Origin of the sequence: Empedobacter sp. UBA6745 (assembly GCF_002453775.1) — a bacterium.
Taxonomy (GTDB): domain Bacteria; phylum Bacteroidota; class Bacteroidia; order Flavobacteriales; family Weeksellaceae; genus Empedobacter; species Empedobacter falsenii_C.
In genome coordinates this window covers 20,499-37,171 of the sequence record NZ_DKHL01000020.1, presented here as the reverse complement: position 1 = coordinate 37,171, position 16,673 = coordinate 20,499, and the positions used below count along the sequence as shown (strand labels likewise).

Here is a 16,673-nt window from a genome sequence, read left to right as displayed (position 1 = left end):
TTTTGCTCCAAAAAAATTATTCTCCTAAAAGAACACCAGAAACATTCCAATAACTGAAACTATTTCCTTCAGGTTTTCCTTGCGGAATTTTCACTTGTATGCTATGTTTTCCAGCTTTCAAATCTCCTAAATTAATAAAATATGGATTTGTAATTGTTCCTGGACACCAATTAGAACGGCTATAATCGGATGATGACAAACCATTATCAAAATTACCAGAAGCTGGATTGTAAGCGCGATAAGAACCACAATCTTGTCTCCAAGGAACTATATTAAATACTTTTTGTCCATCAAGAAAAATACTATTTTCTTTTGGAACAAATTCATCTCCATTTTCCCAACCGCCATGTCCAGTTGTTGTAAAACGCAATTTAGCATTGTTGTAATCTTCTTTCAACGTGAATTCTACTGTAAAACCATTCGAATTTTCGAACAAAGTAGGATATTCCTGTCCAGCCATTTCCATCACATTTGCAGTATTGAAAATTGGTAAAACTTTTTTGATAGGCAACGTTGTCGTTGAACTTGACGGATGAATAGAAATATTAGCAGTAATTGTATGTCCGCCTTGATCATAATTTCCAATGAAGAAACCAATCAAAACTTCTTGATTAGATAATAAACCTTGAAATTCTGTGATTTCTTGACGATATTTTGCTTCGGTTTCCCAAGTTTGATTTTTTAATTGAATATGATTGAATTTATTAATTCCAAAAGGTGTGAAAAAGCGCATTAATTCTATCGTTGGCGAATAATTTTCTGTCAAAAAATAACCTTGGTATTTTTTATTATTTGCCGATGTATAAACAGGTAATTCGTTGATTCCTTTTTGTAAACCATCCATAAACGTAATTTTAGAATCACGCGGAATCAAAAATACAGAACCTGTTCTATCGTAAGCATCGCCATTCGATTGTTGCGAAACTTTTAAGAAAACTTGACTCCCTTCTTTAATTTGAGGAATTTTAATTTTTCTGACTACAACTGTTCCATTTGCAAAGCGATAAATCGAATCATTTGACGAAAAATCTTTACTAAAATTAACTTGTTGATGAGATAAAAGTGGAATATCAACAAATTTACTTTTCCAAATAATGTCTTTATATGTCAATAAATCAACTCGATTTTGATGCAATTCTTTTTGGATAAATAGACTTGGAATCAAATCTTTTTCGCGTTCTATTTTCGAAGCTCGAATAGTTGAATTATTATTTCGTGTAAGTTCTAACACAAAACCTAAATTCATTCCAACCATTGTTGGAGAGGCATTCAATTCCATATTGTCCACAAACCAAACGTCTATTGTATTCGAATTGATATTTGTCGTCGCTTTTTTACAACGTAAACCTAAAATTCGTTTTGTTTCTTTAGAAATCGTGAAAACAGATTTATTGAACGCGACAGAATCATTTGTAATAATAGAATTAGTCGGGTCAAATTGTGTAATCAAGGAAATAATTGATGGATTTGTTTTGGTATAATAAAACATTTCATCAGGATAATTTGAAGAATTACTAAAACTTTGTTGCTTTCCAATAACGGTTTCTTTTGTATTCGCAATAATCTGTATGGGGTTATTTTCTTCGACTTTCTTTCCATTCGAAAAGCGTTCATACGTAATTTTGTAGGTTTCTTGTGCATCAAGAAAAATAGCCTGAATACAAAAAATGATAAGTAGAATTGATTTCAATTTCATGTGTGATAAATAAAAAAGGTTTACAAACGAATTGTAAACCTATAAAAATATCTGATTGTATGAAAAAATATCTTATACAAAAGCATTAATTCCTGTCACATCTGCTCCAGTAATCAATAAATGGACATCATGCGTTCCTTCGTATGTAATTACAGACTCCAAATTTGCAGCATGTCGCATCATAGGGAAATCGCCAACAATTCCCATTGCTCCAATAATTTGACGAGATTCTCTCGCAATATCAATAGCCATTTTTACATTGTTGCGTTTTGCCATAGAAATTTGTTCAGGAGTTGCTTTATTTTCGTTTTTCAACGTTCCTAATCGCCAACATAACAACTGAGCTTTCGTAATTTCTGTAATAAATTCAGCTAATTTTTTCTGCTGTAATTGATAAGAAGCAATCGGTTTTCCAAATTGTGTTCGTTCTAATGAATATTTCAAAGCAGATTCATAACAATCAATTGCAGCACCAATTACACCCCAAGAAATTCCGTATCGAGCCGAATTTAAACACGATAAAGGTCCACGTAAACTACTTACTTCTGGTAAAATATGAGATTCTTCGATCTTCACATTTTCGAAAACTAATTCACCTGTTTTTGAAGCTCTTAATGACCATTTATTCAAAGTTTCTGGTGTTGTAAAACCTTGCATACCGCGTTCTACAATTACACCACGAATTTTTCCTTCTTCATCTCTTGCCCAAACAACTGCAATATCACAAATTGGTGAATTTGTAATCCACATTTTTGCTCCATTTAAAATATAGTGATCACCATTTTTAGTTAAACGAGTTTCCATTCCACCTGGATTTGAACCGTGATTTGGTTCAGTTAACCCGAAACTTCCAATGAATTCTCCTGAAGCTAATTTTGGTAAATATTTTCGCTTTTGTTCTTCTGATCCAAAAGAAAAAATTGGATACATCACTAACGAAGATTGTACTGATGCAGCAGAACGAACAGCCGAATCGCCGCGTTCTAATTCTTGCATGATTAATCCATACGACATTTGATCTAAACCAGCGCCTCCATATTCTTCAGGAATATAAGGTCCTAAAGCGCCAATTGCACCTAATTTTTTCATTAAATCTGGAATGTCTTTGTGATGTTGCGCAGCATCATCTATAACAGGTTTTATTTCGTTGTCCACAAAATCTCGAACAGATTGACGAATTAATTTATGTTCTTCGGTTAATAAATCATCAATCTTAAAATAATCTGTAGTTGAATTCATTTTATGCGGTTTTATTTTATTAAATCTAACGATTATTCATTAAATTAAAAATTATTCTGAATAATATTTATTAAAAATTTTAATTTATGAAACTTTTGACTAATTTAGGTAAAAGTTAAAAACACAAAATAACACAAAAAAATGATAGAAAACGAATTAAAAGAATTAGGTATTTCTTCCGAAAATCTCGGAACATCGACAGGAAATACTTGGTTTGGAAAAGGTGAAGAACTTTCTTCTTACTCGCCAGTAGACGGAAAATTGATTGGAAAAGTAAAATCATCAACCAAAGATGATTATGAAGAAGTGATAAAAAAAGCACAAGTTGCTTTCAAAGAATGGCGAATGATTCCTGCTCCGAAACGAGGAGAGATTGTGCGTCAATTTGGAGATAAACTTCGTGAGAAAAAGGCTTCCTTGGGAAAATTGGTTTCATATGAAATGGGAAAATCCTATCAAGAAGGTTTGGGTGAAGTACAAGAAATGATTGACATTTGTGATTTTTCGGTTGGATTATCGCGTCAATTATATGGTTCGACAATTCATTCGGAAAGACCTTTGCATCGCATGTACGATCAATATCATCCGCTTGGAATTGTAGGCGTGATTTCTGCGTTCAATTTTCCTGTTGCGGTTTGGTCTTGGAATACATGTTTAGCGATGGTTTGCGGTGATGTTGTAGTTTGGAAACCAAGTGAAAAAACACCTTTGTGTGCGGTTGCGTGTCAACATATTTTAGCAGAAGTTTTAAAAGCAAATAATGTTTTAGAAGGCGTTTCTTCTTTGGTAATGGGAGATAAAGCAATCGGAGAATTAATTGCGCAAGATGCTCGTGTGGCTTTGGTTTCTGCAACAGGTTCTACGCGAATGGGAATCGAAGTGAATAAAGTTGTTGCAGCACGTTTGGGTAAAACAATTTTAGAATTAGGCGGAAATAATGCGATTATTGTTACGCCGGATGCTGATCTAAAAATTATGTTAACTTCAGCTGTTTTTGGTGCGGTTGGTACTGCTGGTCAACGTTGTACAACAACAAGACGTTTGATTGTTCACGAATCGATTTATGATAAAGTAAAAGAATCGTTGGTAAATGCTTACAAACAAATAAAAATAGGTAATCCGTTGGATACAGCAAATCATGTTGGTCCGTTGATCGATAAACATGCGGTTGAAATGTATTCAAATGCTTTAGATAAAATCAATCAAGAAGGAGGAAGTATTATTGTTGAAGGAGGAGTTTTAGAAGGAAATGGTTTTGAAAGTGGTTGTTATGTAAAACCTGTAATTGCTGAGGTTGAGAATCATTATAAAATTGTTCAACACGAAACTTTTGCTCCAATTTTATATTTAATCAAATATTCTGGAGATGTGTTAAATGCCATCGAAATTCAGAATAATGTAGCGCAAGGTTTATCGTCTTCTATCATGACAAATAATCTTCGCGAAGCTGAATTATTCTTGAGTCAACAAGGTTCTGATTGTGGAATTGCAAATGTAAATATCGGAACTTCTGGTGCTGAAATTGGTGGAGCTTTCGGTGGAGAAAAGGAAACTGGAGGTGGACGTGAGTCGGGTTCGGATGCTTGGAAAGCGTATATGCGACGACAAACGAATACAATTAATTATTCGACAGAAGTGCCATTGGCGCAAGGAATTAAGTTTGATTTTTAAAAAATTACAGAGATGAGTACAGTACACGAAAGATTAGCAAAACATATATTGGCAGATGGATATCCGATTGTAATGGATATGGATAAGTCGCATGGTTCCTATGTTGTAGACGAAAATGGTGTTGAATATTTGGATTTATTTTCAATGTTTGCTTCGACGGCGATTGGTTATAATCATCCACATTTGATGGCGAAAATTGATTTTTTAGGTCGAAATGCAGTTAATAAACCTGCGATGTCAGACATTTATACAAAAGATTATGCAGATTTAATTGATACATTTGAGCGTGTTGCGATGCCGAAAGAATTGCAATATTTATTCTTTATTTCTGGAGGAACATTAGCAGTAGAAAATGCATTGAAAACGGCTTTTGATTGGAAAACAAGATTAAATTTTTTGAAAGGAATTGAAAAAGAAGCAAGTGATGTCATTCATTTTAAGCAAGCGTTTCATGGGCGTTCTGGTTATACATTATCGCTGACGAATACGAAAGATCCTCGTAAATACGAATATTTTCCAAAATTTGATTGGCCAAGAATTGAAAATCCAAAACGAATTTATCCTGTTACAGAAGATAATTTATGCAAGGTTGTTGAGGCTGAAAAACGAGCGATTGAACAAATTGAAAATGCTTTAGAAACACGCAAAAATAAAGTTGCTTGTATTATTATTGAGCCGATTCAAGGTGAAGGAGGAGATAATTATTTTCGAAAAGAATTCTTTCAGAAATTGAGAGAAATTTGTGATCGAGAAGAGATTTTATTGATTTTTGATGAGGTACAAACAGGAATGGGAATGACTGGTAAAATGTGGGCTTTTCAGCATTATGATGTGATTCCTGATGTGATTTCGTTTGGAAAGAAAACACAAGTTTGTGGAATTTTAGCGAATAAAGAAAAGTTAGATCAAATTCCGAATAATGTTTTCAAGGAATCAAGCCGAATCAATTCAACTTTTGGTGGGAATTATATCGATATGTTGCGCTTCAAATTAATTTTAGAAGTAATTGAACAAGAAAAATTAGTAGAAAATGCGGCAGAAAAAGGAAAATATATTTTATCAAAATTGAATGAAATCGCAAAAGAAACGAAGAAAATTCATTCGGTTCGTGGATTAGGGTTGTTCATTGCGTTTGATTTTTCATCAGATTTGGATCGTTCAGAGTTCATCAAAACATGTTTCGAAAATCACATGATTATTCTTCCTTGTGGTGAAAACTCTGTGCGAATGCGCCCTCATCTCAATATTTCTGAAGAAGATACCAATAAAGCAATAGAAATTATTAAATTAGCGTTAAAATAAACAGCAAAAGCAACCAAACAAAGGTTGCTTTTTTAATTTTGTAAAAGATAAAACTAAAGTATGATAGATTCTTTTTTCTTCGATTTTGACGGAACATTACAAGGTTTTGAAAACCACGAAATCAGTGATTCTACAATTGAAGCGTTGAAATTATTAAAACAAAAAAATAAAAAAATATACATCGCAACTGGACGAAATATGGTGGATATGCCCGAACATATTTTTGATTACGGTTTTGATGGTTATATCAATAATAATGGTGGAATGTGCTCGGATGAAAATCGACAATCGTTTTTTGTAGATTATATCAATCCTAATGATATAGAGGCTTTGTTGCAATATGATGATGAAAATCCTTTTTCATTTTCGTATATGACCAAAGAAGCGTTTAGTATTAATCGTGTGAATGAAAATGTAGAAAAATCGTTTGCATATTTTGGAATGGAAGTTCCAGAAGTGGTTGATCCTCGAACTTTACCGAAAGATAATATCATGCAAATGAACTTTTTTGTGAATGAAGAACAAGAAGATTATTTGATGAAAAATGTGTTGACAAACAGTGTAGGAACACGTTGGATAGAATATTTCGCCGATATAAATCCGAAAGATATTAGTAAAATGCGTGGAATAGAACGAATGGCTGAGCGCGATAATTTGGATTTATCTAAAACAATGGCTTTTGGCGATGGCGGTAACGATATTAGTATGTTGAAAGGCTGCAAAATTGGTGTAGCAATGGGCGATGCGAAGGAGAATGTTCGTGAAGCCGCTGATTATTATACAACTTCTGCGGATAATCACGGAATATGGAATGCGCTGAAACACTTTGAGATAATTTAGAAAGCTATAAAATCTACAATGAAACCAATTTACATAACCAAATTTAATTTAGCCAGTATATTACTGGCAATTTTAATTATTATTGCTTTATTAGGGGCTGGTGTATATTTTCTTTTAGAACTTAAAGGAGAAAATTTTTTCATTAAACTATTTATCTCATTACCAATATCTATTATGATATTATTTTATTTTTTGATTTTTGAAAAAATTTATAAAATTAATATCTACCATAATTATTTCGAGTTAATTAGTAGGTTTGGTTTTAAGAAGCAAAAAATCTATAATCACGAAATTTCAGGTTATTTTATTCATTACACTAAAGATCGTTTTGGTAAAGTACAGTCTAATTTTTTTTTACTTTTGAAGAGTAATTTACGTATAGGGATTTTATTTGATTACTATTTAGATAGAGAACAATTGCTATATTATTTAACACAAAACTTACAATTGTTAGAAGATCCATTTATAGAGAAATAAATTAATGTACCTGTTGTGCATTTTGAATTAAAANNGGTTTAATTGCTAAAATTATCCAAATGAACAACAGGTATTAATGTAAGATATGATATTATTTTAGGAGATAAAAGGAAAGATGATTTGTTAAACCTATAATATAAAAAGATTGATATTTATTTAATCGTTTTTCATTTTGAGCGGAATGATTTATCAAGGAAACTAAATTTAATTCTTAATTATATCACTTATTTGGAATTGGGAGTATAAGTATTTACTAGGAGTTATATAAAAGTTCAACCATTTAGTTGAATTTTTTTCTTTTCCCAATGTTGTGTTAATTATATGTTCTATTATTGTAGAATTGAAAAATAAAAATTATTTTAGAGTATTAATTATAAACTACAACATAATGAAACAATTATTACTAGCTGGATTTTTACTTTTTTCGAATTTTGGTTTTGGGCAAGAAAAGTTTATTGTCGATTATAAATACGATATAAAGCATGATGAAGAAAAAATAAAGGAGTTTGAAAGAGAGCAAGCACAAAAAGGAGGAGGTACAATAAAAATTGGTGGGTCTCCAAATATTTATTATCAATTAGAATATAGTGATCATCAGTCCATTTACAAAAAAATAGAAACTATAAATAATGATCAAAATGGTAGCTCTATGGGGGCTTTTTCAATTAATATTGGAGGAGAATATAAAGATCTGATTAATGAAACAAGTAAGAAAGCGTTTCGTCAAGAAGTCGTTTTAGATAAACAAAGTTTTATTGTGGTTACGCCATATAAAGATTATGAATGGAAAATTACAGATATTGAAGATACGATTTTGGGTCACAAAGTAAAAAAAGCTATTGGTAATGATAAAGGTAAACAAATAGCAGCTTGGTTTGCGCCAGATATTAAGATTGATGCAGGGCCAAATCAAGTGAATGGATTGCCTGGTTTGATTCTGAAAACGGTGAGCGAAACGGGTGGTAAATTAGGTTCGATTATGACTTATGAAGCGGATAAAATTACCTTAAACCCTAAGAAAATGTCTAAAACTAAACCTATAAAAGGTGAAGAAATAACACAAGAAGAGTTTAAAAAATTGCAAGATGAATCTCGTCAAAAAATGAGAGAATCTTTTTCGATAGGAGTGGACAAAAAATAATTTTGAATGAAATATTTAGTAATTTTCATTGGTTTTTTTTGTAGTTTAATTCAAGCGCAAGAAGCTCTAGAGATTGAATACGAAGAAGTTTCTATTCCACGAATAATAGGAAAAGATGGGAAGGAAGAAAAATTGGATGATGATTTTATAAAAGCACTTTCTGTTCCAAAAAATTATGTGCTACAAATAGAAAAAGGAAAAAGTGTTTTTTCTAAGATTGAGAAAATTAATAATTCTCAAGGTAAGGCATCGGTTACGATGTATGGTATTTTTTCGTATAATTTTGAGCAAGATTTCAATCAAAATAAAATGAAACAAGAATGGATGATAGAGAATAAAAAATACCTTGTAAGTGATACCATTTCTACACATTATAAATACGAATTAACACAAGAAAAATCTACTTATTTGGGTTTTGATGTTAAACAAGCAGTTGTAAAATATGATGATAATAACAAATCAATTATTTGGTACGCACCAAGTTTACCCAAACGTTTTGGTCCAAAAGAATTTATTAATCTTCCAGGTTTGGTATTAAAAGTAGAATCTATTCGAAATGGAATTATTGATCCATCTTATTCTTTGAAAGCAACTTCTGTTACAACAAAAGATCATTTAGAATTTAAGAAATTATTCAAGGCTAAGGAAATTTCTAAAGCAGAATTTGAAAAGCTGAAAGCTGATTATAACCAACAAAGTTCGAATGAATATCAAGGAGTAGATAAAAATTAACCTAAACAAAAAAGGATTTCAATTGAAATCCTTTTCTTTTATATGAACTAATTGATAAAATTATTTATCAATCGAACCCATTACGCGTTGCATAAAAGTATTGGCAGCAGTACGCTCATCCAAACCTTCTTCTTCCATCATTTGCTTCATTTCCATAGCTCCACAAATGTTAGAAATCATTTCACCAATCACTTCTTGTTCTGGCTCTTTTACAGCTGGAGAATCAGCATAAACTTCCAAAACTTCTAAAGCTGTTTCCATTGCTTCAATAGAAACATTTTTTGCTAAATTTTTAAATACCGGCAGCTTCATTGATCAATTCTTTTACAGCATCAATTTTAGACGCAGTTACTTGTCCTACATTTTGTCCTCCTTTAAATACCGCGAAAGTTGGTAAGTTAGGAACATCAGCTAATTTTCTTGATTCTACTAATTTCTCAGCATCAACATATAAAAACTCAGCTTGACCTTCATATTCAGCCGCTAATTTTTTGAATTTTGGTTTTACTAAACGGCAGTTTCCACACCATCCAGCACCATATTGTACAATTACTATATTGTTATCAGCAACTACTTGTGCTAAGTTATCTTGTTCTAATTCTGCAAACATTTTATTAATTTTTATGGTTAAAAATTGGGTATAAAAAAGGCTGTCTAAGTGTTGAGCTTAGTGATTTTTATTGAAAATTAATCCGTTAAAATCTCCTGTCAAATTTTTTAGACAGCCTCTTCGTGAATTTTGAAAATCAAAAGATTTTCAAGTTATTTTTAGTGAGAAGCTAAGTAAGAAGCTACACCATCTTTAGTAGCGTTCATTGCATCTTTTCCTTCTTCCCAGTTTGCTGGACAAACTTCACCATATTTCTCAACGTGTAAAATAGCGTCTAATAAACGTACATACTCATCGATGTTACGTCCTAATGGTAAATCGTTGATTGTTTCGTGACGAACAACACCATTTTTGTCGATGATGAAAGTACCACGGTAAGCAACTGGAGCTCCTTCAAATTTTAAAGAATCATTTTCTTCATTGTAAACATACTCACCAGCCAAAACTCCGTAATCCATAGCGATAGTTTTTGCTAAGTCAGCAACGATTGGGTAAGTAACACCTTCGATACCTCCGTTATCTTTAGCAGTGTTTAACCATGCTAAGTGTGTTTCTTCTGAATCACAAGAAGCAGCAATTACAACAGCATCTCTTTTTTCGAATTCAGCTAATTTAGCTTGGAATGCGTGTAATTCTGTTGGACAAACAAATGTAAAATCTTTTGGATAGAAGAATAAAACGATGTTTTTTTCTCCGATTGGCATTGAAAAGTTTTCTACGATTTCGTCTCCATCAATTACTGCTGGCGCTGTGAATAAAGGCGCTTTTTTTCCTACTAATGACATAATTTTAATTTTTTATATTTTGTTTTTTACTTCTCGATTTGATAAAACTTGTTACAGTTTTTATCTCTTTTACTGATGCAAATTTAGACTGATATTTTAAACTGTCCATATATTTTCAATTTCAAATATAGATTAAACTATAAATTATATTTATGATATATGATTAATAATAATTATTGAGTTAATATTCTATTGAAATTCAATACAACAAACCTTTTTATCTTATCTCTACGCTAATTTACGAAGATTATTTACCTTAAAGAATGATATTGCTTATGTTGATGATTATTTAAAATGAATTAAATTTTATTTCTATATTAGTAGAATAATAAACACTATAAAATGCTAAAATATTTATTTTTAATACTTCCAATAATTGGATTTGCCCAAGATGCTGTTCGTGTAGAATATGAAGTTCGTCAAGAATTTGATAGAAATAATATAAAACAAACATCAGCTAGAATGGAAGAAATGCTTGTCAATTCAGAAAATAAACGATATTATTTTGAGTTATTTGTAAATGCTACAAATTCTAACTTTACGGAGATTGAACGTATAAATAATGAACAAGGTCGTGGAATTTCTGTAGGATTATTAAGCAATGTTAGTTCTAATATTTATAAAGATTTTAACTCGAAAGAATTGTATGAGAACAATAAAATGAAACCTAAACTATTCATCAAAGATTCTATCCAGACCTTTCCTTGGGTGTTAAGTAAAGAAGAGTCAACAATTTTAGGTAACAAAGTCAGAAAAGCAACATATACAAATCTAACACAGACAGTAGAAGCGTGGTATGCGCCAGATTTGCCTTTTCGAGATGGACCTTCTCGTTTTAATGGATTACCAGGTCTAATTTTAAAAATTAAATTCAAATTACCATTTACAAGTGATATGGATACAAATGTTAGTTTTACGGCAATTGATGTAAAACCATATGCAGGTAAAATAGAATTGCCAAATAAATCGAAGAAAATAACCAAGGAAGAATATGATAAGGAGATTGAGAAATCGATGGGAAAATCTGGAGGAATAATAAATCAAGGCGTAGAGAAAGATTAAGATATTAAAACGAAAAAGGTTAGTGANNTCACTAACCTTTTTCGTTTTATATTTTTTTACTTTTTCCTTCTATATATGTATTGAAATTTTTTCCATCCATCGAAATTTCAAAAGCTGTATTAACTTCTTTATTTTCTAGTAGCGAGTATATCAATCTAAATGTTGGTTGATTGGGTTTTGTTTCACTCAGAAATGTAATTGTTTTTTCGGTATAAGTAATCGAATAATTGATAACATGACCTTCGTTATCAAAATAAATGGCTTTCGATAAATTTTTATTTTCATCTAAATAAACAACCAATAAATCATCATGAATTGTCATTTTTTTAGAATCTCGCGAAGGATATTCGGAATGACTTTTTCTAACAATTACATTTTGATCCAATTGGTATTCAAAAGAAAAAACGCCTTTTCCTTCTCCTGGCTTTCCATTACCAACGCCTTCCCAATTTCCGATTAACCAATTCCAATTTTGATTTGTTTGTGCAAAACCTAAATTAGAAAAAACAAGGAATAGGAGGAACGTTATTATTTTTTGATTGATCATATTAGATTTTATAGACTTCATTAACATTGATTTGAGTTGTAAATAAACCATAATTTACAAAAACAATTTCCTTTTTTATTTTATCAATTGTTCCAACACTCGACGAACCATGAATTTTGACGCGATCACCAACTTTTAACGCATCAATTTTCTTTTGCGTAGCTGCTTTTTCTTTCTTTTCGATCACATGTTTTTGTTGAGAAATTGTTTCAGAATTTTCTTTTAATTCACGCTTAACTTCTTTCTCTACAATTTTTTCGATTTTCTTTAATTGTTGAACTTCTTTCGTTTTTTTCGAATTTTCCATTTCAATTAATTTCAAGAAATTCGAAATCATTTGTTTTTTATTTTTCGTTTTCAAGTAAGAATCCGCCATGTCTGAAATACGTTCACCAAGTTTCAAACGTTTTTGTTCACGATCATATAATTGCTGAAAATCATATAGTTTTTGTTGAATTTTTTCGTTCGTTTGCTCTAATTTTTCATTATGTTCAATATTCGTTTCGCGCAACTCTTCAACATGATCTTTTGTTTTCTGAATTTCAAATTTCTCTTGTTGAAGTTTTAATATAGTTTTATCCAAACTCACTTTTTCACTTTCAACTTTTTTCTTTGCGCGATTAATCAAACGAAACGGAATTTTATTTTTCTCTGCAACTTCAAAAGTAAACGAACTTCCGGCTTGTCCAATTTCCAAACGGTAAAGTGGTTCCAATGTTTTTTTATCAAACAACATACAAGCATTTATCGCTTCTGGCAAACTTTCTGCGCTCAATTTGATATTTGTATAATGCGTTGTAAAAACACCGAAAGAATTGCGTTCATAAAACTCTTCAAAGAAAACTTCCGCCAAAGCTCCACCTAATTCAGGATCAGAACCTGTACCAAATTCATCAACTAACAACAATGTTTTATCATCAGCATTTTTCAAAAAATACGACATTTGTTTTAGACGATAACTGTAGGTTGATAAATGATTTTCAATGGATTGATTATCTCCAATATCTGTAAAAATTTGATTAAAAAATCCAAATTGACTTTCATCTTTTACAGGAACTAAAACACCACTCTGAATCATAATTTGAAGTAAACCAATCGTTTTTAACGTAATTGATTTTCCTCCAGCATTTGGACCAGAAATAATGATAATACGACAATCTTCGTTAATTTCTAAACTCTGCGGAATCGTTTTTTGAGCTTTTCTTTTATTGTTTAAAAATAAAACAGGATGATAAGCATCGACTAATTTGATAATTCGATTCTCAGAAAGTTGAGGTAAAATTCCATTAATCAAAAAAGCATAATTTGCTTTCGCTTGTGTAAAATCGATGTACTCTAAAAATGTTTGATATTCTTCAAGTTTTGGTTTGTATTCCGCAATTTGAGCAGTTAAATCTAACAAAATCTGAATAACCAAATGTTTTTCTTCTTCTTTCAATTCTTCCCATTCGCGACGAGGATTTTGTACACTTTCTGGCTCAATAAACGTAATCGATCCAGTTTTTGAAGTACCTAAAAATTGTCCTTTCACACGTTTTCTCAAAGCTGATTTAACAGCTAAAACGCGACGATTTCCAACGACAGATTCGCGAATGTCATCCAAATAATCCGAATGATAAGACATTGATTTATTGAATAATTCGGTAATTCGGCCATTTAAATGACGCAAACGATCGCGCACAATTTTCAGCTCTGGGCTTGCGTCGTCTTTGATTTCTCCAAATTTATTGAATACTTGATCGATTAATTTTACGATATTTTTTTCGTAAGTAATCGTTGAAGCTTTTTCAAACAAAACAGGTGCATATTCGTTGAAAGCTGTCAAATATTTCAAGATTTCTTTCACTTGAAGCGTATTTGCCTTGATTTTGAAGAATTCTTCTGCAGGCAAATAATAGTTTTCGATTTCTAATCGGCTTAAATTTTCATCTAAAATATAATATTCTGAAAACGGAAAACGATTTCCCGTCTCGAAACTTGTTAAATATTCGTTTGTCGTTTGTAGATCTTGTACTAAAAGTTGATGATCTTGGTAAGGTTTTAAGTTAAAAATAAACGCTTCAACCTTTTCTGTATAAGCAAATTCAGCGATTTCTTTCTGAACCGCATTAAATTCTAAATCTTTTAAAGTTTGTTCTGATATTTGCATTAACGCAAAATTACGGATAAATTCTTTAGTTAGAAATAAATGACAGATAATACTATTTACATATAGATTTAATAATTTATTAAATCTATAATTTATATTTTGATGGATATTGATTTTTATATTTATGGAATGAAGAGATTAACAGTATTTTGTGGGTNNTCGAGTAATGGCTCAAATAAGATTTTTAAAGAAGAAGCATATAAATTAGGTCAAAAATTAGCAGAAAATAAAATTGAACTTGTTTATGGTGGAGCTAATGTAGGGTTAATGGGCGTAATAGCAGATTCAGTTTTAGAAAATAGAGGTGTAGCTATTGGAGTTTTACCAAACTTTTTGAAGAAAGTTGAAGTTGAGTATAAAGGATTAAGTGAACTTATTTTAGTAGATTCTATGCATGAACGTAAGGCGAAAATGAATGAACTTTCTGATGGTGTTATAACTTTACCTGGAGGTTTTGGTACACTTGAAGAGTTTTTCGAAATGTTGACATGGGCTCAATTAGGATTACATAAAAAACCAATTGCTATTTACAATATAGATGGTTTTTTTGATGATCTTTTACTTTTTATTAAAAGTATGGTTACCAAAGGTTTTCTGAAACAAGAAAATTATGATATGCTAATTGTTAGTGATAATCTAGATCTTTTATTTGAGAAATTAAAAAATTATAAAGCTCCTACAGTTGGTAAATGGATAAATGAATCTCAGATTTAGTTTGAAAAATTACTCCAGCAAGTATAAAAAGAATAATTTTGTTTCCATAAAAGAATAATATGGATGTGAAATTAGATGCTTCTTGGAAAGAAGTTTTAAAGGATGAATTTGAAAAAGATTACTTTAAAATATTGACAGATTTTGTACGAAATGAGTACAAAACAAAAACAATATATCCCCCCGCATCCAAAATATTTTCTGCATTTGATTATACACCTTTTAATGATGTTAAAGTTGTTTTAATTGGTCAAGATCCTTATCATGGGATTGGACAAGCAAATGGTTTGTCTTTTTCGGTTGCCGATGGAATTAAATTACCTCCAAGTTTGCAGAATATTTATAAAGAGTTAAATGATGATTTAGGAATAGGAGTTTCGACTTCAGGAAATTTGGAAACATGGGCTAAACAAGGTGTATTATTATTAAATGCAACTTTGACGGTTGAAGCTTCTAAGGCAGGTTCGCACCAGAAAAAAGGTTGGGAAATATTTACAGATGCTGTAATACAGAAGCTTTCTGATCAAAAAGAAAACCTTGTTTTTATACTTTGGGGAGCTTATGCTCAAAAAAAAGGAGCAAAAATTGACCGAAATAAACACTTTGTAATAGAATCTGCTCATCCTTCTCCATTAGGAGCTTACAGAGGTTTTTGGGGGAGTAAACCTTTTTCGAAAACAAATGATTTTTTGAAAAGTAAGAACTTACAACCTATAAATTGGGAAATCAAAAACAAATAATTTACATCGTCATAATTTTTTGTAAATAAGAATTAAAAGCTGTTGGATTGTTTACATTTATATACGGAACTTTTTCGGTTATTTTATCTTTTAGAACAGCATATGTTGCCACAAAAATGGTAATGTTTGGAAGATTTTTCTTGATTGATTCGAGATAAATTTCAAGAGAAGAAGAGTCATAGTTTTTAGAGATATAAATAAAAATATGTGTAATTTGAGTATTTTCAATACATTCTAAAATAGAATTTAAACTTTGATTTTCGCCTAAATAAATTCCTTTTTCGTTATTAATTTTTAAAAGAAGATAAGTATAAATTAATTCTAAATCTTCATTTTCTTTTTCAGGTAAAAATAAAAGCCATTTACGAGAATTTTGATCTGAATATGGAATTGATTTAATCAAATAAAAAAGATGTTTTCTAATTAGATTTTTAGAAAAAGAAATAACCGATTCTTGAATAGTATACTTTTCTAGAATGATAGACATTTTACTTAAAAAAGGGAAAACTATATCTATACAACATTTTTCGATTCCAATTTTATTGAAACAAAGTGTAAGAATTGTGTCAAAAAAACGTGTATCATATGAAAAACAAGAACAGATTAATAACTCAATAATTGGTTCATAACTTTTGTATTTCTGGATATAATTTTGAATTTCAAATTCGGATAAAACTTGTATTTCAGAAAGTGATTTTACACTTAAATTTTCTACTGTATTTTTTTTGTTTGATTCACTTAAAAAAGAAATAATAATTAATTTTTTTAAGTGATCATGATTAAATAGTGAATTTTTATCAATCTTATCTTCGTTAAACAAATTGAACTTTTTATTCCATAAAATAATCATTTGTTCATCTAGTCTTGACAGGTCTGATAGATTTTTTAGAGAATAAGTATTCATAAGTAGAATTCTAAATAGTTCTCTTTAAAGTTAATAATATATTGTAAATAAATCAATATAAACTATG

17 protein-coding genes are annotated in these 16,673 nt (G+C 30.5%); 9 read left to right on the top strand and 8 right to left on the bottom strand.

What is annotated here, in order from left to right:
* Positions 1 to 16 precede the first annotated feature (16 nt).
* On the bottom strand, positions 17 to 1,696 hold the full coding sequence (locus B4H69_RS07050) for a PNGase F N-terminal domain-containing protein (RefSeq protein WP_291093276.1): 1,680 nt from the start codon (positions 1,694 to 1,696) through the stop codon (positions 17 to 19).
* A 72-nt stretch (positions 1,697 to 1,768) separates the two neighbouring features.
* Positions 1,769 to 2,935, bottom strand: coding sequence for an acyl-CoA dehydrogenase family protein (locus tag B4H69_RS07045; protein ID WP_180904634.1), 1,167 nt, complete (start codon positions 2,933 to 2,935; stop codon positions 1,769 to 1,771).
* Between the two features lie 141 nt (positions 2,936 to 3,076).
* Between B4H69_RS07045 and B4H69_RS07040 the strand changes: the two genes are divergently transcribed.
* The 6 genes from B4H69_RS07040 (at position 3,077) to B4H69_RS07015 (ending at position 9,098) form a co-directional block, all read left to right on the top strand.
* Positions 3,077 to 4,606 carry an aldehyde dehydrogenase family protein gene (locus B4H69_RS07040; protein ID WP_180904633.1) on the top strand — a complete coding sequence of 510 codons (1,530 nt, stop codon included), beginning with the start codon at positions 3,077 to 3,079 and terminating at the stop codon, positions 4,604 to 4,606.
* Between the two features lie 12 nt (positions 4,607 to 4,618).
* Positions 4,619 to 5,908, top strand: a complete 1,290-nt coding sequence (gene lat / locus B4H69_RS07035) for an L-lysine 6-transaminase (protein WP_180904632.1) — start codon at positions 4,619 to 4,621, stop codon at positions 5,906 to 5,908.
* 60 nt (positions 5,909 to 5,968) lie between these two features.
* Positions 5,969 to 6,748, top strand: a complete 780-nt coding sequence (locus B4H69_RS07030) for an HAD family hydrolase (RefSeq protein ID WP_280046332.1) — start codon at positions 5,969 to 5,971, stop codon at positions 6,746 to 6,748.
* 18 nt (positions 6,749 to 6,766) lie between these two features.
* On the top strand, positions 6,767 to 7,225 hold the full coding sequence (locus B4H69_RS07025) for a hypothetical protein (protein WP_180904630.1): 459 nt from the start codon (positions 6,767 to 6,769) through the stop codon (positions 7,223 to 7,225).
* A gap of 388 nt (positions 7,226 to 7,613) precedes the next feature.
* Positions 7,614 to 8,366: a GLPGLI family protein gene (locus B4H69_RS07020; RefSeq protein WP_180904629.1), complete on the top strand. Its 753-nt coding sequence runs from the start codon at positions 7,614 to 7,616 to the stop codon at positions 8,364 to 8,366.
* A 6-nt stretch (positions 8,367 to 8,372) separates the two neighbouring features.
* Positions 8,373 to 9,098, top strand: a complete 726-nt coding sequence (locus tag B4H69_RS07015) for a GLPGLI family protein (protein WP_180904628.1) — start codon at positions 8,373 to 8,375, stop codon at positions 9,096 to 9,098.
* 60 nt (positions 9,099 to 9,158) lie between these two features.
* Here B4H69_RS07015 and B4H69_RS07010 read toward each other — a convergent pair whose 3' ends face one another.
* The 3 genes from B4H69_RS07010 to B4H69_RS07000 form a co-directional block, all read right to left on the bottom strand.
* Positions 9,159 to 9,410, bottom strand: coding sequence for a DUF6952 family protein (locus tag B4H69_RS07010; protein ID WP_038336694.1), 252 nt, complete (start codon positions 9,408 to 9,410; stop codon positions 9,159 to 9,161).
* A complete protein-coding gene (locus B4H69_RS07005) occupies positions 9,391 to 9,708 on the bottom strand; it encodes a thioredoxin family protein (RefSeq protein ID WP_180904627.1) in 318 nt (105 codons plus the stop codon). The genes B4H69_RS07010 and B4H69_RS07005 overlap by 20 nt, the downstream gene beginning before the upstream one ends.
* A gap of 158 nt (positions 9,709 to 9,866) precedes the next feature.
* Positions 9,867 to 10,493 (bottom strand): peroxiredoxin, encoded by a 627-nt coding sequence (locus tag B4H69_RS07000; RefSeq protein WP_038336698.1) that lies wholly within the window; start codon positions 10,491 to 10,493, stop codon positions 9,867 to 9,869.
* A 342-nt stretch (positions 10,494 to 10,835) separates the two neighbouring features.
* Here B4H69_RS07000 and B4H69_RS06995 point away from each other — a divergent pair, with 342 nt between their 5' ends.
* Entirely contained in the window at positions 10,836 to 11,555 is a 720-nt protein-coding gene (locus B4H69_RS06995) for a GLPGLI family protein (RefSeq protein ID WP_180904626.1), read from the top strand.
* 46 nt (positions 11,556 to 11,601) lie between these two features.
* On the opposite strand, the gene B4H69_RS06990 is transcribed toward B4H69_RS06995, so the two are convergent.
* Both B4H69_RS06990 and B4H69_RS06985 read right to left on the bottom strand, forming a co-directional pair.
* Positions 11,602 to 12,123, bottom strand: a complete 522-nt coding sequence (locus tag B4H69_RS06990) for a hypothetical protein (RefSeq protein WP_180904625.1) — start codon at positions 12,121 to 12,123, stop codon at positions 11,602 to 11,604.
* A complete protein-coding gene (locus B4H69_RS06985; RefSeq protein ID WP_180904624.1) occupies positions 12,104 to 14,251 on the bottom strand; it encodes an endonuclease MutS2 in 2,148 nt (715 codons plus the stop codon). The genes B4H69_RS06990 and B4H69_RS06985 overlap by 20 nt, the downstream gene beginning before the upstream one ends.
* A 129-nt stretch (positions 14,252 to 14,380) precedes the next feature.
* Here B4H69_RS06985 and B4H69_RS06980 point away from each other — a divergent pair, with 129 nt between their 5' ends.
* Together B4H69_RS06980 and B4H69_RS06975 are read left to right on the top strand one after the other, a co-directional pair.
* A complete protein-coding gene (locus tag B4H69_RS06980; RefSeq protein WP_291093269.1) occupies positions 14,381 to 14,965 on the top strand; it encodes a TIGR00730 family Rossman fold protein in 585 nt (194 codons plus the stop codon).
* A gap of 59 nt (positions 14,966 to 15,024) precedes the next feature.
* Complete coding sequence (locus B4H69_RS06975; RefSeq protein ID WP_180904623.1) at positions 15,025 to 15,702, top strand: uracil-DNA glycosylase; 678 nt, start codon at positions 15,025 to 15,027, stop codon at positions 15,700 to 15,702.
* Between the two features lies 1 nt (position 15,703).
* Here B4H69_RS06975 and B4H69_RS06970 read toward each other — a convergent pair whose 3' ends face one another.
* Positions 15,704 to 16,606, bottom strand: a complete 903-nt coding sequence (locus tag B4H69_RS06970) for a hypothetical protein (RefSeq protein WP_180904622.1) — start codon at positions 16,604 to 16,606, stop codon at positions 15,704 to 15,706.
* Between the last annotated feature and the right edge of the window lie 67 nt (positions 16,607 to 16,673).